The following is a 24,365-nucleotide window of genomic DNA, read 5'->3' as shown; positions in this document are numbered from 1 at the left end:
ATTATATAAAATATTCGTAGTTGCAAAAACTCTATTGTGGTAAAATATTCTATATAAATATTTAAAAGGGGAATGGCTATGGGGGATATAAAAGTTACTCCTGAACAGTTGCGAAAAGTGGCAGGGACTATTAGATTAACTATCACGAATGCAACTGCAACACAGGAGCGACTAAAACGAGATATTGATATGATTTCTAGTAATTGGTTGGGCTCAACCTATATGAAATTTAATACGGATTTCCGTGATTCATCCTTTAAGATGGCACAATTTATAATCATATTGGAGCCACTTGAGAAGTTTCTTCTTGATTCTGCTAATAAATTTGAACAAGTAGATAACATGGATGTTGCTATTGCGTTGGCTTCCAGTATTTTAACTGGGAAACCTTTTAAAGGGGATTACGAAACTTTAACAGGTGATTTTAAATTAGCAGAAGGAAATCGAGTGGGAATGAAAGCAGAAGGTTCATTGATAAAAGGTGAATATGAGATTTCGAAAGGAACAAAGCTTACTTTTAAAGGGGGAAATGGCTCCTTAGAGACCAGTGTTCCAATGGATGAAAAGACATTTATTAGTGATGTTGCAGGAGGGGGGGTAGTAGGGTTTAAAGTTGGTGCTTCTCTTTTTGAGGACTCAATAGAAAAAGAAATAAATAGCGGTTTTGCAGAAAAAGCAACAGTTACACAAAAGTTTGCAGATGCATCTGCTGTTGTTGGAATAGATGAGTATACTTTTCAGTTAGGAGCGGAAGTTACAGCACAGAAATATGAAGTTTTATTTGAAAAAATTGATATTCCAGACTTTATCCCATTTTTTAAGGATCATGATTTAACAGTTCGTTTAGAATATGGGTTTGGTACTGGAGGGGCTAAAATACACCTCGGTCAAGAGATGGGTGCATACTTTGGTAAAGCTCATGGCGGAGGTTTTTTTGCTAAATTTGAGAAGAATACAAAGGAGTAGTATGATGATAAAAATTGCGAGAATCGTAATGATGATAGCAATTGTAATTGTAATCATTGCAGGGCTAATAGCTCCATTTTCATTAAAAGAAAAGATGGTACATACATTCGGCATGCTTGTTTATGGTGCAATCGGGTTAGGTGGACTTACTTTAATAGACTATATTATTAAAAAGAAAAGAAAAGGAGAATAACTATGAAACTTTTACCAATCGGAACAGTAGTTAAGCTAGAAGATATAGAACAAATTGTAATGATTATTGGAAGAATGGTTGTATCAGCAGATAAACGTGATTTTGATTACGTAGGTGTTCCTTACCCAGTTGGCTATCTTGGGGATGAAAAAGTATTATGTTTTAATCACGATAAGATTGTAGAGGAAATGCATAGAGGGTATATGACTGAGAGTGAATTGATTCTACGTGAGAAATTAGTAGAATTATAGGTTAGTTGGAAAATACATATAGATTTTAAAAATACGATAGGGGAAACAAAATGGGAAAGATAATGAGAGCTATTGTAATCATTGGCATACTTGTTCCTCCAGTGCTGCTGTGGAGTGCACCTGATATTCCGCTAAATGATAAGTTGCTATTTACAAGCATACAACTAACTGTTGGATTCATCACAGTAGTAGCGTTAGAGATTATATTTAGAAATCGGAAAAAGAAGAGGACGAAATAGATATAAATTGTATAGAATGGCAGATAAGAATATTGGTGGCTAATCTTCTCAATAAAAGCAATTAACAGAAGCAGGGAGAAATCCCTGCTTGATTTTTGTATAGAAGTACTAATTAGGGTATCATTAAATTAGGATGTTCGAGTCGACCCGGCAGGTATTATCTATTAAACGTATCGTTGTTTACCTCCTCAGTTAATTCGTCTAGATTAAAACTAAGAGTTTCAGAGATTTTTCCAGCTCGTATGCTAACTACAATTGTACGAGGGGGACAGATTAGCGAACTCTTTTTCCTCCTTGAAATTCTTCATAGCAAACTTAAGTAGCATTTTCTTTTCAGTCCTTTCTCAGTTTTATGGAAACAAAAAGAGGACTACCCCTGAGTCAGCTGGTTTGCTGACTAGAAGTAGTCCTCTTTTAACTTGTGGTGTCTGATGGAGACCTCCACAGTTTTAGCTTTTGAGAATACTCTCTTAAGCCTTGATACTATTAGGTTTTATGACCCCGGAGAGGCTCGAACTCACGACCTCCACCCTGTCAAGGTGGCGCTCTCCCTGCTGAGCTACGGGATCCCAACTATAAATATTACGATCAGCAATGTGTTTTCATTTCATTCGTGTAATCGAAGGATTTGTATAATTTATTGAATATTGTAACATTTAATGTATTCCTATAATAACAACAAACTTTAATGGTGTAAAGATTTAATTTTCTGGATATTATCATTCCAATTTTTATATAAAAAATAAGCCCCGAAGAGCTTATTTTAATAATAATATCACCGCGATTATCAATGATATTTTCAAAAATACAATCATAAATAATGTGGCTCGTTCATGAGTTATCGTCCTGTAACTGTCATTCCTGCTGTGTAAATTGTATCTACAGAACCGTCAGCACTTACAACTTCAACTTTATAGCGATATGTTCCATTGTCTGAAATGTTTTCGCCATATCCTGTGAAAGTAGAAATTTCATCATTACTTCCAGCTGGAACCCATTGATTTTGCCAATGGAAGAAAGTATCATATTCTCCCCAGTTATCGCCATATTTTTTCTCGATGCTGACATTGTAATGAATATCTTCAGCTCGTTCATTTGTAATTCTTGCAATTACGTTTTGACCAAAGCTATATTCTGTAGCGTGTACTTGAACTGTAACACCATTCAACGTTTCGCTAGGACCACAAATATAACGACAGAACTCGCTTGCTCCGTCAGCATGTGCCTTTGGTGTATCAATGTTCATAGCTGTTAAACCGCCTAAAGCTAAAGCTCCTGTTAATAATACTTTACCAAATGTTTTCACTTGAAATTCCCCCTAAGTATATTCTCAATTCGTTCCATAGATATCACATTAAGTAGTTTTATAACATTAATCTAATCGAACACTTTTTTCCTCGAGTGCATTTGCTATGAATCTTTCATCTTGTAGTAATCTAATCTCTACATAAAATTTCATAGTTTTGATTCCATATATGTATCATGATTTACATAGAACAAATCTGTTAATACGTTTTGGTTATTTACTTATCACACGTCTCTTCATTACCTTTTATTGGTAAAACATTGGTTTTATTATATACCATTATTATCTATTTACAAGAGAAAATCATACTATATGCAAAAATGCATAATAAAAAACAATGCTTGTATTCTGAATTACAGAATACAAGCATTGTTGGGTTTCAATTAATATTTGATTGGAACCTAATGCTTATTTTTTATGTTTAATAGTATACATATATCATCGTTTATTAAAGTCATAATTGATAAACCTTGTCCAGGGGACGCCCTTTCTGCTGAGCTACGGGATCTTCAAAAGGGAAAGTATAAGCGATTATGAGAGTAATGTATGAAGGGATAATGATGAGAAGCGAATTTAGTAGAAAGTAGTCTTTGGATGTAGAGGTTATATTATTTCCGATACCAATTGAAAGGACCTTCATCACTCAAATCAACAAGAAAAGGGAACAAGAAGTGTAAAGGTAAGCTTATAAGTTCTGGCATAGCGTTCACTGTTTTCTTTGATAGATATTGCCTCCCAAAACAATACGGACAATCTTTTTCAAATGTTATGAGAAGCGACCATACATCTTTTACTTTCCATTTCGTTTTACAATACGTACAACGCGCCATTGAGTTCCTCCTCAGTTTAAGGTGTTTTCTAATATATTCTACTTTATTGTACGAAAGTCATTTGAATTTGATGTGGTAAAATGCAAAACAAGCCTAACCTCGTTCTACATTCAGGGAGGGGCTAGGCTTGTTTTAATTCCGTTCAATGTCTCTTTGTATCAGGCTGTTTATACATTGCCTAGATAGCTTCGTGTTAAATTCGGGAGAATAATTTTTCCATCTTTACTGTATTTTTCGAATAGCTCTGATAGGAGAAAAATAAAGTTTTTATACTGTTCGTCATTTTCTTTCGGAGCATAAGATGCTGATAAATTCCTTCCCAAAAACCCTTCATAATCAAAAAGTAAATCATTTTGATATTCTTTAAAATCATACTTTCCATCTTTAAAAAAGTTGTTAAATACTTCTGGAGTTTCATCTATTCCACCGCTAAAGCCTTTAAAGTTTGGACAGGTTTTCTGGCAAATTTCTGCATTCTCTTTAATAAGTGGACTAGTTAAATCTCTACTATTCCAAACAAGTGCAACATTTGCTTTTTGTTTTAAAATTCGTTGGCATTCGATTTTGAAAGCCTCTTTATCAAACCAATGAAATGCTTGGGCAACAGTTACTAAATCTACACTATTTTCTTTTAAAGTGGTATTTTCAGCAGTTGCTTTTATGGATTGAAAACGAGAATATAGTTTTAATGATTGCTCAGCCATCTTTCTCATATCATCATTTGGCTCAACTCCAATAACATGTAAACCACTTTTAAGCAGCTGGTGGCTAAATATCCCCGTACCTGAACCAATATCAGCCACAATCCGATTCCCTTTCAGTTGGTTAGCTGAAAGCAAGTAATCAATATATTCATTAGGATAACTAGGGCGATATTTTGCATATATATCGGCCCTGTCAGTAAAATTTTCTGTTGTTTTCACAGTACTACCTTCTTTCTTACGATATGATGTACAGAAATAGAAATTAAATATGAATTCAGGCATCAGTCTTTAAGTCTACAACTTAAGAATCCAGCTAAATAGAGGGCCTCAGTTTCTTTATTCAAATATCCTTTATCCGTTTAGTATACTATTTTAGATAATATCTTCCAAAAGACTAGAATGGCTTACTCAATTATGTTTTAAAGTGTATATTTTTATGGATTTATTTAATAATTTATGAGCGATTGTATGTCGTATTACGTTTACGTAGGTAAGAGATTTTTATTTTTGCTATTTAAATTGGCCAATATATCCTTTTTACAATTTACTGAAAATCATGTATAACAGAGATACATGATTATTTTATCTCGCTATTTGCGGGCAGTAAGATCCCTTACCTCGAAATTCAGCAAAAGTAAAGAAGTTAGGTTCGGGTCGGAATGCCCGTAAAAGTCCGATTCGTGAGGGTTGATGAAAGTTTCACTTTATAAATATTCAGAAGTAGAGGGAGAAAAGTTGTAATGGTAAGAAAAACGTTCAAGATGCGCGTGTCTAAAAATAGAACGATTTCGATTAATGGATCGATTCTTGATGTGGATGTTACACATGATGAATTTTTACAAGAGTTTGTTGAGTGGGTTGATTCTAAAGGTTGGTCGTTTATGGGAATAACAGATGAGATTACGCCCGAGGAAGCTAGTCAAAAGTTAATAGATTCGTTGATTGATGAGAAGGATAAGAAAGAGTAATTCCTTCTTATTTTTATTGTATATTTATGTTCTTTATCTTAAAAGTATGATATAGTAAAAAATAGTGAAATTTCTTCCAATATAATACAAATTACATATGATTGGTAGATTTATTATTTTGTTAAGGAGTAAATGGAAAAGGGAGAGTCATATGGTAAATTTTAAGAAAATTTTGGTTTTTATTACAGTTATTTGTTCGTTTTTTTTGACGCCCATAACATTGCGTGCTGAGACGAATATTGGAGTAAATCCAGAACAAGTTGCACCACCACCTGCGGAAGGACCGAATGTTTTTAGTCAGTTTGCAACGACAATTGATGCGAAAACAGGAGATGTTTTGTATGATAAAAACGCATATCACCGAGCATATCCTGCTAGTACGACGAAGGTGTTAACAGCGATTTTACTCATGGAGCATACAAAGCCAGAGGATCAATTTACATTTTCACAATTAGCATTAGATCAAGAGAAGAGTAATTATCAAATTGAGTTTCAACCTGGAGAGACAATTAATAGAAATACTGCGCTTATGATTTTAATGGTGCTGAGTGCGAATGATGTGTCGTATGCGATTGCGGAGCGGATTGGCGGGAGTGTTGAGAATTTCGCTAATATGATGAATGAGAAAGCGAAGCAATTAGGGGCGAAAGATAGCCACTTTGTAACACCGAATGGACTGCATGATCCGAACCATTATACGACGCCGTATGATATGGCTATGATTACGAAGGGTGTGCAAAAGTATCCTGAAATTTTACAAGCGATGAATACGAAAAGAACGACAGTTACGACGTCTAGGCAGACGGTGTCTATTTTTAATAAATCTAATTTTTTTGAAAATCCATATAGCATTGGCGGTAAGACAGGGTTTACGAATGAAGCACGTAATACACTTGTTTTATTAAATGAGAAAGATGGAAACCGTATTATAAGCGTAGTAATGGCTTCTCAAAGACCTGAAATTTATGAAGATTTGAAGCAGATGGCGGAATATTCTTTCGGTCAATTTACGAAGCAAATGGTGCTTGATAAACATAATTGGCATCAAAAAACAACATATTTAAATAAAGATGTTAATTCTGAGTTGGAACAAAGTGCGGAGCTTATGCTTAAGAAAGATGAAGGGAAAAATGTGAAAACTATTTTCCGGGCGGCTTCATTAGATAAAGAATCTTTATATCATAAAGGAATACATCGTGGTGAGGTAGTTGGTGCAGTTGATATTACGAAAAATAATCAAACAATTGCGACGGTAAATGTTCTTTCAACAGAAGATGTCACTTTTGCGATGCCTAAAAAAGATACAACTATGCCTGAAGTAAAAGACTCAAATGTGAAAGTAATAAGTGTTGGGATAGGTGCGATTGTATTATTTGGAGCAATTTTATATGTAGTGTTGCGCCGAAATACAAAAGGAATGAAATCAGAAGAAAAATAACGTAGTAGTAAAAAGGCTGTGGAGAGATTTTGTCACAGTCTTTTTTATATGCTAAAAAGATATTTAACTAATAATTGTAAATTTTCTTATTGCAATAACTTAAAGTTCGTTATATCATTTACTTGTGTTCTTGTTAAAGAACGAGAGTAAATGAACATTGCATACTTCAAATAATATAAAACAACGGAGAGGGAGAGAGACGATGAAATTAATATGGAAGATAATTAGCAACGCGATCTCATTTGTTTTATTTGCATTGATGGTTTTTTTAGCTTTTGTAGTTATTTCTTCAAAAGCAAGCGGTGGTGATCCGACAGTGATGGGATATCAATTTAAGAGCGTTCTTTCAGGATCAATGGAGCCGACGTTTTTAACGGGATCAATCATTGCAATAGAACCAAACAAAGATGGTTCTAAATATCAAAAAGGTGATGTTATTACCTTTAAAGAGAAAGATCAAAAAATTATCACTCACCGTATTATCGGTGTGAAAGATACAAATGGAAAAGTAATGTATGAAACAAAAGGGGATAACAACAACGGACCAGATTTAGAGCCAGTACTTGCAGAAAATGTAGTTGGAAAGTATGCAGATATTACAGTTCCGTACGTTGGTTATTTACTGAATTATGCGAATTCAAAAGCGGGAGCAGCATTACTTCTTATTATTCCAGGAGTCTTTTTACTTGGATATTCCGCGATTTCTATTTTTGGGGCTATTCGTAGCATTGACGGAGAAAAGAAAGATAAAAAAGTAGAACAATCCGTCTAGTTCGTTTGGTTATACTTTCCGTTTAGGAAGTTAACAAATATATATATATTAAGGGGATATGGACATGACTTTAAAGAAAAAATTAGGAATGGGTATTACATCAGCAGTACTAGGAGCAGCGTTAGTTGGTGGAGGAACATTTGCATTTTTCAGTGATAAAGAAGTGTCAAACAATACATTTGCGGCTGGGACACTGGATTTAGCATTAAATCCATCAACAGTTGTTAACGTATCGAATTTAAAACCTGGGGATACAATTGAAAAAGAATTTAAACTAGAAAATAAAGGCTCTTTAGATATTAAAAAGGTTTTACTGAAAACAGATTATAATGTAGAAGATGTAAAGAAAGATAATAAAGATGATTTTGGTAAACATATTAAAGTAACATTCTTAAAAAATGTAGATAAGCATGAGACAATTGTGAAACAAACTACTTTAGATAAATTAAAAGGTGACACACTTACAGCTGTAGATAATGATTTATCGGCTTGGTTCTGGGATGAAAAAGGTATTTCAGCAGGTAAATCTGATAAATTCAAAGTGAAATTTGAGTTCGTTGATAATGGAAAAGATCAAAATCAATTCCAAGGCGATAAGTTACAATTAAATTGGACGTTTGATGCACAACAAACAGCAGGTGAAGAAAGATAATAACAAAAAGGGCTATCACATGGATAGCCCTTTTTCTATTTTTCTAGTATTTGTCTATCAATTTTAATAGTTCTTTACTATAATATAGATAATGTTCTGTATAAAGAACGTAATGTTCGATGGGAGAGATTAAGATGCTGAAAAGACCGCGTAATTTTAAAAAGATGCTTATATTGCCGTGTATGTGTTCTATTACGTTTTATTTAGGATCTCAAATTATGACGCATACAGAAGCGGCGTTCATTCATGAAACGAAAGTAGAAGCGACGTTTTCTACAGCAATTATATTTCCGAAAACAGTTAATACGTTAAAAGAGCAATCTGAGAAACATAAACAGTTTATTGAGCGTGAGTATGGAACGATGAAGGGAAAATCGAAAGCAACTTCTATTGAAGAAATAAAACAGGCGATTTCTGTATGGCAACAAGGGCGTGAGAAAATTGTTGCTGAGAAGGAAGCTCTGCAAAATGTATATACTGAAATAGAAGCTCCTTACAATCAAATACAAGAAGAATTAAAGGTAAATAAAGATGAGTCGATGCAGCAAGTGTCCGTATATGTAAATGAAGGCTTTCGCAGTATCAAAGAGAAACGTGACTATATTGAGAAAGAAATTAGCTTGAAAGCTATTGATGAGCAAATTCAGGCTCTTCAGCAACAATTAAACGTTGCAATTGAAGCGGAAGGACAAAAGAAAGTAGAAGGACAAAAGAAAGTAGAAGAACAGAAGAAAGTAGAAGAACAGAAGAAAGTAGAAGAACAGAAGAAAGCAGAAGAACAGAAGAAAGCAGAAGAACAGAAGAAAGTAGAAGAACAAAAGAAAGTAGAAGAACAGAAGAAAGCCGAAGAACAAAAGAAAGCCGAAGAACAGAAGAAAGTAGAAGAACAGAAAAAAGTAGAAGAGCAAAAGAAAGCGGAAGAACAGAAAAAGCTAGAAGAGCAGAAGAAAGCGGAGTAACTGCTTTAGTGAAACAGCCAGAAAACAAGAATGTGTTGTAAGAGAGTGTGAACGAATAAGCAAGACTAGTAATATTTATACGAGTGTGAGGGAAAGTTAGCCCTCACCTCTTTGTTTTGCTTTTTCTTATAGTATTAAATGATTTGAGTGTGAAAAAAGATATAAATTATCATTCGTTTTTCTGAAAAGTCTAAATAATATTGAGAAATAAAAATAACTGAAAATATTAATAAATATGTGTTGTGTTTATATAGGTTTGTTCGTTATAATGAACATAAGGTTTTTAAAAAAGAACACATATTAGCTAAGCTAATATAGTTTTCTTTACATCTCTTATTGAAAAATAAGTGATAAAAATATAAAAAAAAGCTAGGGGGAATTGATTGTGAGTCTGAAAAAGAAATTAGGTATGGGAGTTGCATCAGCAGCATTGGGGTTAGCTTTAATTGGTGGAGGAACATTTGCATTCTTTAGCGATAAAGAAGTATCAAACAATACATTTGCAGCTGGGACGTTAGACCTTACATTAAACCCTAAGACGCTTGTAGATATTAAAGATTTAAAACCAGGGGATTCTGTTAAGAAAGAGTTCTTATTACAAAACAGCGGTTCGTTAACTATTAAAGACGTTAAATTAGCAACAAAGTATACTGTTAAAGATGCAAAAGGTGATAATGCTGGTGAAGACTTTGGTAAGCACGTTAAAGTAAAATTCCTTTGGAACTGGGATAAACAAAGTGAGCCTGTATACGAAACAACTTTAGCAGACTTACAAAATGTGGATCCAGATCTTTTAGCTAAAGACATCTTTGCTCCTGAGTGGGGAGAAAAGGGTGGATTAGCAGCTGGTACAGAGGATTATCTATGGGTGCAATTTGAATTTGTAGATGATGGAAAAGACCAAAATATCTTCCAAGGTGATACATTGAATTTAGAATGGACATTCAATGCTAACCAAGAAGCTGGGGAAGAAAAATAATAAAAAAGCGGGTATTCCCGCTTTTTTTTATAAAGAAAAAGAAGTGCTGGTTGTAAGCACTTCTTTCTATTATTATTTTTGATTTTGCTTCCACTTTGTAAATTCAAGAAATTCACGAAATTGTTCTTTGGAGACACCAGAGTTCATTGCATCTTTAACGAGTTGTGTCCATTCGGAGTCTAGGTTAGTTTCCTTTGTTGTTTCATCATGAAGTAAAGTATCAACTGGAATTTGTAGAACTGCTGCGATTTTTTCAAGAAACTGAATGGAAGGGTTTTTTTGTAAATTTCGTTCTATAGAACTAATGTAAGATTTAGCAACGCCAGCTTTTTCGGCAAGTTCAGTTAATGAAATCCCTTTTTGTAAACGAAGGCGTTTTATACGTTCTCCAATCATATTTGCGCACCTTTCTATCAATATGTAGTTGTCTTATGATGTCATTATTATAACATAAACTTCGTTAAAAAGAACAAACCTATTGAGCCTGACTGGATGGCTTCATACGTTGGAAAAATTGCTCAATGTCTTGCATGGCGATACCAGCATCTAGAGCTTCAAGTATTAAATCAATCCATTCTTGATCCAGTGCGTCTGTCTTATCTTTGTACAAATGTAATTCCTCCCTAATTATCGGTCATAATTGCTGCTACAGAATACATGATAATGCAATCGGATTTTGTGTTTTATATAGTGAATTATCAAATATTTTGTAGATGAAACAAAGATAAAATCCCCATTAAACTCCCTCTATGGAAATTATAAATTGTTCGATAAAAACTTTCAATATTTTCAGAAAACATTGTTGAATTGTGATATATTCGTATGCTAACTATGAAATTTTTACAAATATATTAAAAACATTACATAATATGACTAAATATTGAAAAAATATTGAATTTTTAATAAAATTCAATTTGTAATACATATTATTTATTAGGGGAGGAAATATGGGATGAACAAGAAACCGTTCAAAGTTTTGTCATCAATCGCTTTAACAGCTGTATTAGGCCTTTCATTCGGAGCTGGCACTCAATCTGCATATGCTGAAACACCTGTGAATAAAACAGCTACGAGCCCAGTCGATGATCATTTAATTCCAGAAGAACGTTTAGCAGATGCACTGAAAAAACGTGGGGTAATTGATTCTTCAGCTTCAGAGAAAGAAACAAAGAAAGCTGTTGAAAAGTATGTAGAGAACAAAAAGGGTGAAAATCCTGGGAAAGAAGCAACAAATGGGGATCAACTTACGAAAGAAGCATCTGACTTTTTAAAGAAAGTGAAAGATGCGAAAGCAGACACGAAAGAAAAACTAAATCAGCCAGCAACAGGGACACCTGCAGCGACAGGCCCAGTTAAGGGTGGTCTAAATGGTAAAGTACCAACTTCTCCAGCAAAGGGAAAAGAATATAACGGTGAAGTTCGTAAAGATAAAGTACTCGTTTTACTTGTAGAGTACGCTGACTTTAAACATAACAATATTGATAAAGAACCTGGTTATATGTATACTGACGATTTTAACAAAGAACATTATGAAAAAATGTTATTTGGTAATGAGCCATTCGCATTAGAGGATGGTAGCAAAATCGAAACGTTTAAACAATATTACGAAGAGCAATCCGGTGGTAGTTACACAGTGGATGGAACAGTTACAAAATGGTTAACAGTTCCTGGGAAAGCTGCTGATTACGGTGCAGATGCTGCTACAGGTCATGATAATAAAGGACCAAAAGGACCACGTGATCTAGTAAAAGATGCATTAAAGGCAGCTGTAGATAGCGGTCTTGATTTATCACAGTTTGATCAGTTCGATCAATACGATGTAAATGGTGATGGAAATCAAAATCAACCTGACGGTTTAATCGATCATTTAATGATTATTCATGCGGGTGTTGGACAAGAAGCTGGCGGTGGTAAATTAGGTGATGATGCAATTTGGTCACATCGCTGGACAGTTGGACCAAAACCATTCGCAATTGAAGGTACACAAGCGAAAGTTCCATATTGGGGCGGAAAGATGGCAGCATTCGACTACACAATTGAACCAGAAGATGGCGCAGTTGGTGTATTCGCGCATGAATATGGTCATGATTTAGGTCTTCCAGATGAGTATGATACAGACTATACGGGTCATGGTGAGCCAATTCAAGCTTGGTCTGTTATGAGTGGCGGCAGCTGGGCAGGTAAAATCGCTGGAACAACACCGACGAGTTTCTCACCACAAAATAAAGAGTTTTTCCAAAAAACAATCGGTGGTAACTGGGCAAATATCGTAGAAGTAGATTACGAGAAATTAAATAAAGGTATCGGTCTAGCAACATATTTAGATCAAAGTGTTACGAAATCTAACCGTCCAGGTATGATTCGTGTTAACTTACCAGATAAAGATGTAAAAACAATTGCACCAGCATTTGGTAAACAGTATTACTACAGTACAAAAGGTGACAATCTTCATACAACGTTAGAAACACCACTGTTCGATTTAACGAATGCAACGAATGCGAAATTTGATTTCAAATCGTTATATGAAATCGAAGCAGAGTATGATTTCCTTGAAGTACATGCTGTAACAGAAGATGGTCAAAAAACGTTAATTGAAAGACTTGGCGAGAAAGCAAATAATGGAAATGCAGATTCGACAAATGGAAAATGGATTGACAAATCATATGATTTAAGTCAATTCAAAGGTAAAAAAGTAAAATTAACGTTTGAGTACATTACGGATGGTGGTTTAGCATTAAATGGTTTCCTACTTGATAATGCTTCATTAACAGTGGATGGTAAAGTAGTATTCTCTGATGATGCAGAAGGTACACCACAATTAAAATTAGATGGTTTCGTTGTATCTAGCGGAACAGAGAAGAAAAAACATAATTACTACGTAGAGTGGAGAAACCATACTGGATCAGATAGCGCATTGAAATTTGCTCGCGGTCCAGAATATAACTCAGGTATGGTTGTATGGTATGCAGACTCAGCTTACGCAGATAACTGGGTTGGTTTACATCCAGGACATGGTTTCCTTGGTGTAGTTGATTCTCATCCAGAAGCAATTGTAGGGACTTTAAATGGTAAACCGACAATTGAAAGTAGTACACGATTCCAAATCGCTGATGCTGCATTCTCATTCGATAAAACGCCAGCTTGGAAAGTTGTATCTCCAACGCGTGGAACGTATACGTATGATGGCTTAGCGGGTGTACCGAAATTTGATGATTCGAAAACGTATATTAATCAACAGATTCCAGATGCAGGACGTATTTTACCGAAGCTTGGTCTGAAGTTTGAAGTAGTAGGACAAGCTGATGATAATTCTGCAGGTGCTGTTCGTTTATATCGTTAATACTGTGAAACTACCGAGAGATTTTCTTTCGGTAGTTTTTTTGTGAGCAATGAATTTTATATAGCTGAAAAAGTCATATATAATGTAACTTTAAGAATAGAAATTTGTTATATATGAAGTCTATATAAATAATGAAAGAATTGGATAAAAATAGTGGGAGAAGGTGAGTGAATGAGTATTACCTCTATTGTAAGTAGGCAAAAGGAATATTTTTTAAAAGGGCATACGAGAAGCATCGAAATGAGAAAGAATAATTTGAAGAAGCTTTATGAAGGCATTCAGCGTTTTGAAGAAGAAATATTTCAGGCATTGAAATTAGATTTAAATAAGTCAGTTCACGAGTCGTTTACAACGGAAGTTGGATATGTATTAAAAGAAATTTCCTTTCAATTGAAACATATGTCATCGTGGAGTAAACCGAAGCGAGTTCGAACAGCACTCACTCATTTTGGATCAAAAGGAAAAGTAGTGCCAGAGCCGTATGGTGTGACGCTTATTATTGCACCGTGGAACTATCCTTTTCAATTAGCAATTGCACCACTTGTAGGAGCACTTGCAGCTGGAAATACAATCGTTTTAAAGCCGTCAGAGTTAACGCCAAGCGTTTCAAAAGTGCTTAAGAGAATGTTAGGTGAATTATTCCCAGAAGAGCTTGTAGCGGTAGTAGAAGGTGGCGTTGAAGAGAGTACATCTTTGCTGAGGGAACCAATTGATTATATTTTCTTTACTGGTAGTGTTGGCGTTGGAAAAGTTGTAATGGAAGCAGCAGCGAAACAGTTGACGCCGCTTACGTTAGAACTTGGCGGGAAAAGTCCTTGTATTGTACATAAAGATGCAAAGATAGAGATGACAGCAAGAAGAATTGTTTGGGGTAAGTTTTTAAATGCAGGGCAGACATGTGTAGCGCCTGATTATATGTACGTGCATTCTTCCGTGAAAGAACAGCTAGTTGAGGCACTGCGACATGAAATCACAGAGCAGTATAGTAAAGAACCTTTGCAAAATGAAAATTATGTGCGTATTGTAAGTGAGCGTCATTTTGAACGATTATGTGGATTTTTACAAGATGGTCAAGTCGTAATTGGTGGAAACTATGAGAAAGATACATTACATATTGAACCGACAGTACTAGCGGATGTTACATGGCAAGATGCTGTTATGGAAGATGAAATTTTTGGTCCGATTTTACCAATCATAGAGTACGACAATATAGAAGATGTAATTGGCACAATCCAGCAACATCCGAAGCCGTTAGCGTTATATGTATTTTCGGAAGATAAAGAAGTACAAAAGAAAGTGACGAGTAATATTTCATATGGTGGAGGCTGTATTAATGATGTTGTCTACCATCTTGCCACGCCATATTTACCTTTTGGGGGTGTTGGAAGTAGTGGATTAGGGGGTTATCATGGGGAAGAAAGTTTTCGGACTTTTTCACATTATAAAAGCATTTTAGCCCAATCTACAGCATTCGACATGAAAATTCGTTACTCTTCTACAAAAAGTGCTTTAAAATTCATACGAAAGTTGTTAAAATGATGATGGTGTTTATCAGTAGGCGTAGCCGTATGATAATAGCCCCTTCGCAATGGAAGGGGTTTTTCTGTTCGACGTTATGTATCATGCGAAAATGAATCAAACATACTACATAAAGAATAGAAACGAACGCTTGCTAAATAACCATTTTTGTTTGGATCGAAACAAAAAATAGTCTATAGAACATAAATATTTATTCATGAATATAAAAATTTAAAATTTAAGGTAGATAGGACGGGAAAATGAAAAAGATTATTAAAGTTGAAGCAGTTGAAAAACATTTTGGAAATCAAGTGATTATCCCACCTCTTTCTTTAGATATTAAAGAGGGAGAGTTTTTAACAATTTTAGGGCCGAGTGGCTGCGGGAAAACGACTTTACTTCGTATGATCGCAGGATTTGAAACTCCAACTAAAGGGAATCTTTTATTAGATGATGAAAGAATTAACGATTTGCCGCCATATAAGCGTCATATGAACCTAGTGTTCCAACATTACGCACTATTCCCACATATGACAGTAGAGAAGAATATTTGTTTTGGTATGAAAATGCAGAAAGTATCAGCAGCAGAGCAGAAAGAGCGTGCTGAAGAGGCAATGCGTTTAACGCAGTTACTTGAGTTCCGTAATCGTAAACCTGCTAAGCTTTCTGGTGGACAACAGCAGCGTGTTGCAATTGCAAGAGCGATTGTAAATAATCCGCGTGTATTACTATTAGATGAGCCACTTGGAGCGCTTGACTTTAAGTTACGAAAAGACTTGCAACGTGAATTGAAAAACTTACAACGTAATTTAGGAATTACGTTTATATACGTAACGCACGATCAAGAAGAAGCAATGAGCATGAGCGATCGTATCGTCGTTATGAATAAAGGACATATCGAACAAATTGGAACGCCGAAAGAAATTTATAATAAGCCGAAAACATTGTTCGTTGCGACATTCATCGGTGAAAATAATATTGTGAAAAATGGGGAAGGCTATGTAGCAATTCGCCCTGAAAATGTGAAAGTACGTTCGGTTGAAGAACCAATTTTAAAAGAATACCATCTTGGACATATTGAAGATATCGAGTTTGTCGGAAATATGGAGAAGCTTTATGTACGTGATGAGAAAACATCAGAATTACTAATGGCATATCAAACTGCTGAAGAGGCAGCGCAGTGGAGCATTGGAGATAATGTATATGTAGGCTGGGAGCAAGAGGACGAGGTGACCTTAAATTGAAAAAAGGGAAATTACTCGCACTACCTACAGTCGCGTGGCTGTTAATTTTCTTCCTAATCCCGCTCGTATTCGTATTAGGATTCGCCTTCATGCAGCGCGGAGCTTACGGGACAGTAGAAATGCAATTTACGCTGGAGAATATATCCCGTGTGTTTGATCCATTGTACTTAGGAACGTTATGGGAAACTGTTAAGATTGCAGTTATTACTACAGTAATATGTTTATTAATTGGTTATCCATTTGCGTATACAATTACAATTGTTGACCGCAAATATCGTTCTATTCTTTTATTATTGGCAACGATCCCGTTTTGGATTAACTTTCTTGTTCGTTCATACGCATGGATTGTTATTTTACGTTCACAAGGTCTTGTGAATACGTTGTTATTAAAACTCGGCATTATTAGTGAACCGTTAAATTTATTATATAATACGCCTTCTGTAATACTCGGAATGGTCTATTCTTTATTACCATTTATGATTTTACCAGTGTATGCAGCAATTGAGCAGCTGGATAAGCGTAAGCTAGAAGCGGCTTATGATTTAGGAGCAACACCAATAAAGGCATTTTGGAATATAACAGTGCCGATGACAATGTCAGGAATTGCGACTGGTTCTATTTTAGTATTCGTTTCTTCTATCGGAATGTTTGTTGTATCAGACGTGATGGGCGGATCGAAAGTAGCATTAATCGGAAACGTTATTCAAAACCAATTCTTAGGTGCACGTGACTGGCCGTTTGGATCTGCGTTATCGATTATCGTTGTTCTATTCTCTGTTCTGTTAATTTACTTATATTATCGTGCAACGAAAGTATATAAATATAATGAGAACGGAGGGGAATAGGCAAAGATGAAGAAGTTTTTAGTTTCTTATTCTTGGTTAATTTTGTTATTCTTGTATTTTCCAATGATGGTTTTAATGGTCTATTCTTTCAACGACTCTCGCATTAATGCGGAGTGGGAAGGTTTTACATTCCATTGGTATACAGATTTATTTCAAAAACAAGATGTTATTGATGCATTTGTAAATAGTATTACGATTGCAGTTATAACAACGATTGTGACAACGGTACTTGGTGTATTCTTTGCGATTGCTTTACATCGTTATAAATATCGTTTCGAAGGGGCTATTAATGGCCTTGTATATTTACCAATTTTAATTCCTGATATTTTAATGGGATTATCTTTACTAATTCTTTTCAGTCAGCTAGGAATGGAACTTGGACAAACAACGATTATTATTGCACATATTACATTTAGTATTTCGTTTGTTGTTGTTATTTTAGCTGCGCGTCTTTCAAGTATGGGACGTGACTTAGAAGAAGCTGCAAATGATTTAGGAGCAACGCCTTGGCAAACGTTTCGTTTTGTAACGTTCCCAGCAATTGCACCGGGAGTTATTTCAGCAGCATTATTAACATTCACATTATCAATTGATGATTTTGTAATTAGTTTCTTCGTATCAGGACCAGGATCAACAACATTGCCATTATACATTTACAGTATGGTTAAGCGCGGAGTATCACCAGAAATTAATGCTCTTTCTACAATTTTAATTGTTGCTATCGTAGGATTAATGGTTCTATCTGAAATCTTCCGTAACAAAGGTGCAGATGGTGAAGAAAACTCTGGAGGACACCTTCCTTTATAATACGAACGATATAGAAAGTACGAGGGGGTAATAAACCGATGAAATTAATGAAAAGAATAGCTGGCGCAGCAATTAGCTTTAGCCTTGTTGCTGGTGTGCTTGCTGGTTGTGGTGAAAAGAAAGAAGAATTAAATATTTATAGCTGGGCTGACAATTTTGATGAGCAAGTGCTAAGAGATTTTGAAAAGAAGTATAATGTGAAAATTAACTATGATAAGTACGCAAGTAACGAAGAAATGCTTGCGAAATTACAAGCTGGTGGCGCAAAGTATGATTTAATTCAACCATCTGATTACATGGTTAAAACAATGGCAAAAATGGATTTATTAGCGCCGTTAGATAAAAAGAATATCCCAAATATCGAAAACATGGTTTCTAATTTCAAAACACCTGCGTTTGATCCAGAGAATAAATATTCTTTAGTGTACACTTGGGGTGTAACAGGGATTGCATACAATAAAAAGTATGTGAAAGAAGCACCTACAAGCTGGGCTGACTTATGGAATGAGAAATATAAAGGACATGTAACGTTATTAAACGATTCTCGTGAAGTATTAGGAGTGGGTCTTAAGAAGCACGGGTTCTCAAACAGTACAAAAGAAGATGCAGAGTTAAAGACAGCAGCAGATGATTTAAAGAAGCTGCTTCCAAACTTATTAGCATTTGATACAGATAACATTAAACAAAAATTCATTACAGAAGATGCTTGGATCGGAACAGTTTGGTCTGGAGATGCAGCATTTATCGCAAAAGATAATAAAGATGTAGAATACGTTGTACCAAAAGAAGGCGGCACAATTTGGGCTGATACGTTAGCAATTCCAAAAGGTGCAAAACATAAAGAGCTTGCTGAGAAGTTTATGAACTACTTACTTGATGAAAAAGTAAGTGTGAAAAACTATGAGTCAATTGGTTACAGTAATCCAAATGAAAAAGCTCATCCTCTTCATAGTAAAGAATACCGTGATAATCACATGATTTTCTTAACGAAAGAAGAGTTAGATCGTACAGAATGGCTTGTTGATGTAGACGATAAGTTAAAAGACTATGATCGTTACTGGACAGAGCTAAAAACAAAAGGTAAATAAGTAAGAAAATGCGGTTTCTAAAGTAGAAATCGCATTTTTTCATAGTAGGAGGAAATCGTTTGAAGAAGAAGTTACATCAGTATGAGGTAATATGTATCGGTTTATTATTTGCTGTATTTAGTATTGTTGCTTGGCGCGTACATGCAGGTGGCGTTACAGTAATGGATACATATGTCCGCGGATTAGTAAAAGGGCTACAAACGGAAAGTTCCCTTACATTTTTCTCGTACTTTACAAAATTGGGGTCAGCAACTGGGATAGCTGCTACGCTCGTTATAAGTTTGCTTGTTTTTTGGAAGCAGCGTTATTATGCTGCGATGATTGTGTATCCAATGGGAATTTTAATAACACATCTTGTGAATAAAGGGATAAAAGAGATTGTAAAGAGAGAACGTCCGTCATTAAATGAAGCGTTAGATGCACTTGGATATAGTTTTCCTAGTGGACATGCAATGCTATCGATTATGACATTTGGATTTCTTGCTTATATCATTGCTGCTAATTTGAAAAGCATTGCTGGGAAATGTGTCATAACGATTTTGATGGGTATAGTAATCCTATCGATTGGATTAAGTAGAGTCATTTTAAATGTACATTACCCAACTGATATTTTAGCTGGTTACTGCGTAGGTGGTATTTTGTTAGTTATCGCTATTTACTATCATCGTTTACTTACTGAGAGATTGGGGCTTAATAAAGAGAGATAGAAAAAACGCCTGGAAAAACTATCATTATAGTGTTCCTAGGCGTTTTTTGTTTGTATAAAGATATGATACAGTATAAGTGACAATTGAATTATTTAAAGTAGGTGAAAATGTGTGAAGACAAATGTTCATAAAGTTGATAAGTGGGGGAAGTTAGGAGCTTTTTTGTATCAATTTCGTTATACAGTAATTGTAGCGTTACTGTTGCTTGCAATCGCACTTGGGATTTTTGCTCCAAAGCTACCGGGAGTATTAGGTGGTGACGGTTTCCAAACGGAAGGAGACTATCAAAAAACAAAAGAAATTTTAGATAAAGATTTTAAGAAGTCTCAAGATACGCTTCTGCTCGTTTTTGAGAAAAATAAAGATGCTTCGCATGAGGAATTTAAAAAGCGAATAGATGAAATTGTAAAGAATGTTCAAGAGAAAGAGAACTATGAATCTTTCCATCACCCAATCCAAAATAAAGAAATGCTACAAGATGACATCGGTTATGCGACAATTTTATTTTCCGGGAAAACAAATAAAGAAAGAATGGAAAAGACATTACAATTTGCTAATGAGATTGAGAAAGAAAGTAATGTAGCATTAAAAGTAACACCTACAGGATTTCCGAAAATTAATCAAGAGATTAATGAAAGAACGCAAAATGATTTAAAAGTAGCAGAAATGATTGGATTACCAATTGCGTTTCTTGTATTACTATTTTCGTTTGGTAGCCTTTTGGCATCAATTTTACCGATTTTGAATGGAGCGCTTAGTGTTATTAGCACGATGGGTATATTGTATTTCATCGGTGTGGATAAAGAACTATCTATTTTCGTGTTAAACGTTGCACCGATGATTGGACTTGCACTATCTATTGATTTTGCGCTATTATTTGTGAACCGTTTTCGAGAGGAAGTTGCTAAACGAACGGTAAAAGAAGCGATAGCAATTACATATCAGACGGCAGGACGTGCAATTGTATTTTCAGGATTATGCGTATTTGTTGGGTTATCCGGTTTGTTTTTCTTTAAGATAGATTATATTCAATCTGTCGCAATTAGCGGAATGATTGTTGTGATTATGAGTATTTTATTCTCACTCACACTTCTTCCAGCGTTATTATCGTTAATCGGTAAAAAAATATTAAAAAAGAATCAAGTAGCACATACGCCGGCAAAAGCATGGCGTAAATTTGCACAATTTGTGATGAAACATCCAATTGCAATGATTGTTGTTGTTACAACATTTATTGTTATTTGCTTATTACCGTTACGTACAGCTAATTTGCAGTTCCCTAGTGTTGAAGCTTTACCTGAAAAGAGTGATACAAGGATTGCATATGAAAAGTATGAAGAAGCATTTAATAAAACTGTCAAAACACACGCTGATGTTACGTTAGTTGTAGAGACGAAAAAAGATATGAAAGAAAAAGAAAGTCTACAAAAGATAGAAGAAGTCGTTCAAAAGTTAAAAGATGATAAAAAAGTACATGAAGTAAGAAGTTTATACGACGGGTTAACTGGAATGAAAGCAGAACAAGTTGCTGGAATATTGCAGTCGCCAGAAGCAGCAAAACTAACTCCTGTATTTGAAGCATACACAAAAGGGAATAAGACGACGATAGAAGTTTTTTTGAAAACAAAACCACGTACAGAGACTGCAAAACAGTGGGTGCGTGACTTTAAAAAGAACTATAAAGAAACGAATGTTACGTATTATCTAGGCGGAATGACGACGTTTCAACAAGAATTAGAAGATGAAATTAAAGATAAAGTTGTAATTGGTATGTCTGTTATATTTGGATCGACCTTTGTTATATTATTATTTGCATTCCGATCTATACTCATTCCAATTAAGGCAATTATTATGAATATACTTAGTTTGAGTGCAACCATTGGAATTGTTGTTTGGTTATTTGAAGGTGGTCATTTCGGTTTAGAAGCGAGTCCGGTTCTGTTTGTCTTACCAATCTTCATTTTTGGCCTCGTATTTGGGCTTAGTATGGATTATGAAGTATTTCTTATTTCACGTATTCACGAGCTCTATGAAGAAACAGGAGATAACGATCAAGCAACGTTAGAAGGGCTCGTTTCAACAAGTAGAATCATTACATCAGCTGCATTAATTATGATTGTTGTAACGGGTGCATTCGCATTTACTGATATTTTACCAGTAAAGCAGATGGGGCTTGGCGTGGCATTAGCAATATTTCTTGATGCAACAATTATTCGTCTTATGCTCGTTCCAAGCTTAATGAAGTTATTTGGAGACTGGAATTGGTGGTTACCATTTCGAAAAAAACGAGAAAAATCATCGTAAAAAAATGCTCATCATATTGATGAGCATTTTTTTATGAATAGCAAGACCTACATTTTGCAAATAGTATGTGATAAGAACATTACATACAAGTAGGTGAAGGCAATGTTTCGTTATTTTAAGTTTAAGTTAAATGATACAGTACAGTTTGCAGAAAACGATGGGCATATGTATCGCATTGTCGGTTATCGGTTAGAAAAGGGATTTTATCCAAAAGATGAATGGACTCATATCATTTATGAACTACTTAGAGAATTTGACGGGTATACGATGGATGCAGAGGAGGAAGAACTTGTAAAGGTCGTTCAAGTAGAGGATGAGTATTACAAAATACAAGAAGTATCAGGTTATCGTTATCCAGTAAAAATGAAACAAAAACAACAAGTGATGAAAATAGAAAGGATGGATGATTTATTAGATGCTTACAATGACTATAAAAGGTTGGCGGATTTCTTTAAAGATTTATCGTATGAACAAAAAGCTGAAGAAGTATTGTTAGAAATGAAAAGACTTAGAGCTTGAGGGGCAGTCTATTATAAGACTGTCCTCTATTTTTGACGGTGCACCAAAGTGTGTTTTCCGTTACAATGAGAGAATCAATAGAAATAAGGTGATAAACAGTATGGAAACAAAGAAAAAGGGCGAATGGTGTGAAATTACCGTTCCAGCTAAATGGAATGGTATAAGTATTGAATCGGTATTAAAAGTAGAATGGGAAATACCGAAAAAGCTATTACATCAGCTTCGTATGGAAAAAGGTGTTACGGTTAACGGAGAACAAAGAAGATGGAACGAGCTTTTAAAAGAGAACGATAAGTTACAAGTTCATATGTTTGCGGAGGAAGAGTACGGTGTGGATCCAGAATATGGTGAATTGCATGTAGTATACGAAGATGATCACGTACTCATCGTAAATAAACCAGAGAAAATGGACACACATCCTGCTGAAAAAGGTGGAACCGGGACGCTTGCAAATCTTGTTGCTTTTCATTTTCAAATGCAAGGTTTAGAGACGAAGGTGCGTCATATTCATCGTTTAGATAAAGATACGACAGGTGGTGTCGTATTTGCTAAGCATAGAATTGCTGGTGCAATTATGGATCGTTTATTAATGGAACGAAAAATTAAAAGGACGTACGCAGCGCTCGTTGAAGGGAAAGTAAAGAAGAAACAAGGAACGATTGATGCTGCTATTGGAAGGGATCGCCATCATGCTACAAGGCGTCGTATTTCTCCAAAAGGTGACCAAGCTATCACATATTATAAAGTAGAAAAGTATTTTAAGAAGCAAAACACGACTTTCGTAACGTTACAATTAGAAACGGGTAGAACGCATCAAATTCGTGTTCATATGAGCCATAATGGTAATCCACTAGTTGGGGATGTATTATATGGTGGACAAACAAAATATATGTCCAGTCAAGCATTGCATGCGATGAAGATAAATTTCTTGCATCCAATTACGAAAGAAGCGATTGAAGTTGATGTGCCGTTTCCTACAAAGTTAGATAATAAAATAAGAGAATTTCAAAAAGAAAATGCGTAAAGTATAAGTTTTAATTTGAAAAAAGTAGATTTTTGCAGGGATTTCTCTAAAAGGAGCGAAGCCGTTAAGAGAAAAGAGAGGTGAGAATCACTTGATCAAATATAAGTATGTACTTGGAATATTTTTCGCTTGTCTTTTAGTTACTCTATGTCTCTATCCCTATTTACCAACTCGTATGGCAGTACATTGGAATGTAAATGGTGAGCCAAACGAGTTTATGAGTAAACAAGTTGTTGTAGCATTTATTCCTTGTTTTATTATTTTTTCATATGGATTTTTGTATATTATTTCACATAATATATTTAAGTTTAATGAAAGAGAGCATGGTATTATAGACGGATTTATAAAGAAAATTACGTTATTTATGTTGTTTATTCATATGCTTATCCTCTTTATTAATTTTGAGGATTTGATATCCTTTCAAACAGGATTAACGATTGGGATTAGTATGTTTCTTTTTATGCTGAGTAAAGAATTTAAGAAAATAAAAGGCAAAGAAAAAGACCCAATTAAATTACAAAAAATTCGTTTAGTAAGTAGACGGATTTTTCAAGTGATGGCATGTGGCATATTGTTTTCATTGTTTTTGAACTTAGAGTGGGGATTTTATGTATTGCTTAGTGTAATAAGCTGTGGATCTATGCTATTTATGTTATATATTTTCTATTCATATATAATAGAAAGTTATGAAACTTAAAAAAGAGTCTTCTCA

At 34.9% G+C, this 24,365-nt stretch carries 26 protein-coding genes and 1 tRNA gene; 21 read left to right on the top strand and 6 right to left on the bottom strand.

Features of this window, described 5'->3' with window-relative positions:
• Positions 1 to 78 precede the first annotated feature (78 nt).
• The 4 genes from IBT51_RS15655 to IBT51_RS15640 are packed head-to-tail and all read left to right on the top strand — an operon-like array spanning position 79 to position 1,649.
• Positions 79 to 966 (top strand): WXG100 family type VII secretion target, encoded by an 888-nt coding sequence (locus IBT51_RS15655; protein WP_200458407.1) that lies wholly within the window; start codon positions 79 to 81, stop codon positions 964 to 966.
• Positions 967 to 970: 4 nt separating this feature from the next.
• Positions 971 to 1,159 (top strand): hypothetical protein, encoded by a 189-nt coding sequence (locus IBT51_RS15650; RefSeq protein ID WP_000589990.1) that lies wholly within the window; start codon positions 971 to 973, stop codon positions 1,157 to 1,159.
• 2 nt (positions 1,160 to 1,161) lie between these two features.
• Positions 1,162 to 1,410, top strand: a complete 249-nt coding sequence (locus tag IBT51_RS15645; RefSeq protein ID WP_000771619.1) for a DUF4176 domain-containing protein — start codon at positions 1,162 to 1,164, stop codon at positions 1,408 to 1,410.
• A 50-nt stretch (positions 1,411 to 1,460) separates the two neighbouring features.
• Positions 1,461 to 1,649, top strand: coding sequence for a hypothetical protein (locus tag IBT51_RS15640; RefSeq protein ID WP_200458406.1), 189 nt, complete (start codon positions 1,461 to 1,463; stop codon positions 1,647 to 1,649).
• A 496-nt stretch (positions 1,650 to 2,145) separates the two neighbouring features.
• On the opposite strand, the gene IBT51_RS15635 is transcribed toward IBT51_RS15640, so the two are convergent.
• The 4 genes from IBT51_RS15635 to IBT51_RS15620 form a co-directional block, all read right to left on the bottom strand.
• A tRNA-Val gene (locus IBT51_RS15635) sits at positions 2,146 to 2,218 on the bottom strand.
• 269 nt (positions 2,219 to 2,487) lie between these two features.
• The gene (locus IBT51_RS15630) at positions 2,488 to 2,955 is read right to left on the bottom strand and encodes a hypothetical protein (protein WP_016082408.1); all 468 of its coding nucleotides are present in this window, start codon (positions 2,953 to 2,955) and stop codon (positions 2,488 to 2,490) included.
• Positions 2,956 to 3,563: 608 nt separating this feature from the next.
• Positions 3,564 to 3,785 carry a hypothetical protein gene (locus IBT51_RS15625; RefSeq protein ID WP_200458405.1) on the bottom strand — a complete coding sequence of 74 codons (222 nt, stop codon included), beginning with the start codon at positions 3,783 to 3,785 and terminating at the stop codon, positions 3,564 to 3,566.
• Between the two features lie 167 nt (positions 3,786 to 3,952).
• Complete coding sequence (locus tag IBT51_RS15620) at positions 3,953 to 4,708, bottom strand: class I SAM-dependent methyltransferase (protein WP_197235891.1); 756 nt, start codon at positions 4,706 to 4,708, stop codon at positions 3,953 to 3,955.
• 521 nt (positions 4,709 to 5,229) lie between these two features.
• Between IBT51_RS15620 and IBT51_RS15615 the strand changes: the two genes are divergently transcribed.
• The 6 genes from IBT51_RS15615 to calY all read left to right on the top strand — a co-directional run bounded on the left by IBT51_RS15615 (position 5,230) and on the right by calY (position 10,257).
• A complete protein-coding gene (locus tag IBT51_RS15615; RefSeq protein ID WP_000251856.1) occupies positions 5,230 to 5,457 on the top strand; it encodes a hypothetical protein in 228 nt (75 codons plus the stop codon).
• 151 nt (positions 5,458 to 5,608) lie between these two features.
• Positions 5,609 to 6,895 (top strand): D-alanyl-D-alanine carboxypeptidase family protein, encoded by a 1,287-nt coding sequence (locus IBT51_RS15610; protein WP_200458404.1) that lies wholly within the window; start codon positions 5,609 to 5,611, stop codon positions 6,893 to 6,895.
• 202 nt (positions 6,896 to 7,097) lie between these two features.
• Complete coding sequence (gene sipW, locus IBT51_RS15605) at positions 7,098 to 7,667, top strand: signal peptidase I SipW (RefSeq protein ID WP_000767792.1); 570 nt, start codon at positions 7,098 to 7,100, stop codon at positions 7,665 to 7,667.
• 64 nt (positions 7,668 to 7,731) lie between these two features.
• Positions 7,732 to 8,319: a CalY family protein gene (locus IBT51_RS15600; protein WP_000172852.1), complete on the top strand. Its 588-nt coding sequence runs from the start codon at positions 7,732 to 7,734 to the stop codon at positions 8,317 to 8,319.
• Between the two features lie 134 nt (positions 8,320 to 8,453).
• Positions 8,454 to 9,278 carry a DUF4047 domain-containing protein gene (locus IBT51_RS15595; RefSeq protein WP_200458403.1) on the top strand — a complete coding sequence of 275 codons (825 nt, stop codon included), beginning with the start codon at positions 8,454 to 8,456 and terminating at the stop codon, positions 9,276 to 9,278.
• A gap of 385 nt (positions 9,279 to 9,663) precedes the next feature.
• Complete coding sequence (calY, locus tag IBT51_RS15590; RefSeq protein ID WP_000053715.1) at positions 9,664 to 10,257, top strand: biofilm matrix protein CalY; 594 nt, start codon at positions 9,664 to 9,666, stop codon at positions 10,255 to 10,257.
• 72 nt (positions 10,258 to 10,329) lie between these two features.
• On the opposite strand, the gene IBT51_RS15585 is transcribed toward calY, so the two are convergent.
• Both IBT51_RS15585 and IBT51_RS15580 read right to left on the bottom strand, forming a co-directional pair.
• Complete coding sequence (locus IBT51_RS15585) at positions 10,330 to 10,653, bottom strand: helix-turn-helix domain-containing protein (protein ID WP_000578885.1); 324 nt, start codon at positions 10,651 to 10,653, stop codon at positions 10,330 to 10,332.
• Between the two features lie 79 nt (positions 10,654 to 10,732).
• Complete coding sequence (locus IBT51_RS15580; protein ID WP_000276219.1) at positions 10,733 to 10,867, bottom strand: anti-repressor SinI family protein; 135 nt, start codon at positions 10,865 to 10,867, stop codon at positions 10,733 to 10,735.
• 342 nt (positions 10,868 to 11,209) lie between these two features.
• Between IBT51_RS15580 and inhA1 the strand changes: the two genes are divergently transcribed.
• The 11 genes from inhA1 (at position 11,210) to IBT51_RS15525 (ending at position 24,350) form a co-directional block, all read left to right on the top strand.
• Entirely contained in the window at positions 11,210 to 13,597 is a 2,388-nt protein-coding gene (inhA1, locus tag IBT51_RS15575) for a M6 family metalloprotease immune inhibitor InhA1 (protein WP_061660516.1), read from the top strand.
• A gap of 171 nt (positions 13,598 to 13,768) precedes the next feature.
• A complete protein-coding gene (locus IBT51_RS15570) occupies positions 13,769 to 15,136 on the top strand; it encodes an aldehyde dehydrogenase (protein ID WP_200458402.1) in 1,368 nt (455 codons plus the stop codon).
• A gap of 239 nt (positions 15,137 to 15,375) precedes the next feature.
• Complete coding sequence (gene potA, locus IBT51_RS15565; RefSeq protein ID WP_000720333.1) at positions 15,376 to 16,359, top strand: spermidine/putrescine ABC transporter ATP-binding protein PotA; 984 nt, start codon at positions 15,376 to 15,378, stop codon at positions 16,357 to 16,359.
• On the top strand, positions 16,356 to 17,204 hold the full coding sequence (potB, locus tag IBT51_RS15560; protein WP_000715500.1) for a spermidine/putrescine ABC transporter permease PotB: 849 nt from the start codon (positions 16,356 to 16,358) through the stop codon (positions 17,202 to 17,204). Before potA ends, potB begins: the two co-directional genes overlap by 4 nt.
• A 6-nt stretch (positions 17,205 to 17,210) precedes the next feature.
• Entirely contained in the window at positions 17,211 to 18,011 is an 801-nt protein-coding gene (gene potC, locus IBT51_RS15555; RefSeq protein ID WP_000714190.1) for a spermidine/putrescine ABC transporter permease PotC, read from the top strand.
• Between the two features lie 38 nt (positions 18,012 to 18,049).
• The gene (gene potD / locus IBT51_RS15550) at positions 18,050 to 19,099 is read left to right on the top strand and encodes a spermidine/putrescine ABC transporter substrate-binding protein PotD (protein WP_000772490.1); all 1,050 of its coding nucleotides are present in this window, start codon (positions 18,050 to 18,052) and stop codon (positions 19,097 to 19,099) included.
• A 59-nt stretch (positions 19,100 to 19,158) separates the two neighbouring features.
• Entirely contained in the window at positions 19,159 to 19,806 is a 648-nt protein-coding gene (locus tag IBT51_RS15545; RefSeq protein ID WP_140155591.1) for a phosphatase PAP2 family protein, read from the top strand.
• A 111-nt stretch (positions 19,807 to 19,917) separates the two neighbouring features.
• Complete coding sequence (locus IBT51_RS15540; RefSeq protein WP_053564949.1) at positions 19,918 to 22,110, top strand: MMPL family transporter; 2,193 nt, start codon at positions 19,918 to 19,920, stop codon at positions 22,108 to 22,110.
• 102 nt (positions 22,111 to 22,212) lie between these two features.
• Positions 22,213 to 22,629, top strand: coding sequence for a hypothetical protein (locus IBT51_RS15535; RefSeq protein WP_000490302.1), 417 nt, complete (start codon positions 22,213 to 22,215; stop codon positions 22,627 to 22,629).
• A gap of 100 nt (positions 22,630 to 22,729) precedes the next feature.
• Positions 22,730 to 23,653, top strand: coding sequence for an RluA family pseudouridine synthase (locus IBT51_RS15530; protein ID WP_088024900.1), 924 nt, complete (start codon positions 22,730 to 22,732; stop codon positions 23,651 to 23,653).
• Between the two features lie 91 nt (positions 23,654 to 23,744).
• Positions 23,745 to 24,350, top strand: a complete 606-nt coding sequence (locus IBT51_RS15525) for a DUF1648 domain-containing protein (protein ID WP_000599010.1) — start codon at positions 23,745 to 23,747, stop codon at positions 24,348 to 24,350.
• Positions 24,351 to 24,365 lie beyond the last annotated feature (15 nt).

Origin of the sequence: Bacillus sp. S71, from assembly GCF_016625265.1 — a bacterium.
Classification (GTDB): domain Bacteria; phylum Bacillota; class Bacilli; order Bacillales; family Bacillaceae_G; genus Bacillus_A; species Bacillus_A cereus.
Note: the sequence above shows the minus strand (reverse complement) of the source record. Positions and strands in the feature narration are given on the sequence as shown.

Excerpts from the sequence above, each read along its gene's own strand:
- IBT51_RS15655 (WP_200458407.1), top strand. The coding sequence starts at position 79 with ATGGGGGATATAAAAGTTACTCCTGAACAGTTGCGAAAAGTGGCAGGG.
- IBT51_RS15650 (WP_000589990.1), top strand. The coding sequence starts at position 971 with ATGATAAAAATTGCGAGAATCGTAATGATGATAGCAATTGTAATTGTA.
- IBT51_RS15645 (WP_000771619.1), top strand. The coding sequence starts at position 1,162 with ATGAAACTTTTACCAATCGGAACAGTAGTTAAGCTAGAAGATATAGAA.
- IBT51_RS15640 (WP_200458406.1), top strand. The coding sequence starts at position 1,461 with ATGGGAAAGATAATGAGAGCTATTGTAATCATTGGCATACTTGTTCCT.
- IBT51_RS15625 (WP_200458405.1), bottom strand. The coding sequence starts at position 3,785 with ATGGCGCGTTGTACGTATTGTAAAACGAAATGGAAAGTAAAAGATGTA.
- IBT51_RS15615 (WP_000251856.1), top strand. The coding sequence starts at position 5,230 with ATGGTAAGAAAAACGTTCAAGATGCGCGTGTCTAAAAATAGAACGATT.
- IBT51_RS15610 (WP_200458404.1), top strand. The coding sequence starts at position 5,609 with ATGGTAAATTTTAAGAAAATTTTGGTTTTTATTACAGTTATTTGTTCG.
- sipW (WP_000767792.1), top strand. The coding sequence starts at position 7,098 with ATGAAATTAATATGGAAGATAATTAGCAACGCGATCTCATTTGTTTTA.
- IBT51_RS15600 (WP_000172852.1), top strand. The coding sequence starts at position 7,732 with ATGACTTTAAAGAAAAAATTAGGAATGGGTATTACATCAGCAGTACTA.
- IBT51_RS15595 (WP_200458403.1), top strand. The coding sequence starts at position 8,454 with ATGCTGAAAAGACCGCGTAATTTTAAAAAGATGCTTATATTGCCGTGT.
- IBT51_RS15585 (WP_000578885.1), bottom strand. The coding sequence starts at position 10,653 with ATGATTGGAGAACGTATAAAACGCCTTCGTTTACAAAAAGGGATTTCA.
- inhA1 (WP_061660516.1), top strand. The coding sequence starts at position 11,210 with ATGAACAAGAAACCGTTCAAAGTTTTGTCATCAATCGCTTTAACAGCT.
- IBT51_RS15570 (WP_200458402.1), top strand. The coding sequence starts at position 13,769 with ATGAGTATTACCTCTATTGTAAGTAGGCAAAAGGAATATTTTTTAAAA.
- potA (WP_000720333.1), top strand. The coding sequence starts at position 15,376 with ATGAAAAAGATTATTAAAGTTGAAGCAGTTGAAAAACATTTTGGAAAT.
- potC (WP_000714190.1), top strand. The coding sequence starts at position 17,211 with ATGAAGAAGTTTTTAGTTTCTTATTCTTGGTTAATTTTGTTATTCTTG.
- potD (WP_000772490.1), top strand. The coding sequence starts at position 18,050 with ATGAAATTAATGAAAAGAATAGCTGGCGCAGCAATTAGCTTTAGCCTT.
- IBT51_RS15535 (WP_000490302.1), top strand. The coding sequence starts at position 22,213 with ATGTTTCGTTATTTTAAGTTTAAGTTAAATGATACAGTACAGTTTGCA.
- IBT51_RS15530 (WP_088024900.1), top strand. The coding sequence starts at position 22,730 with ATGGAAACAAAGAAAAAGGGCGAATGGTGTGAAATTACCGTTCCAGCT.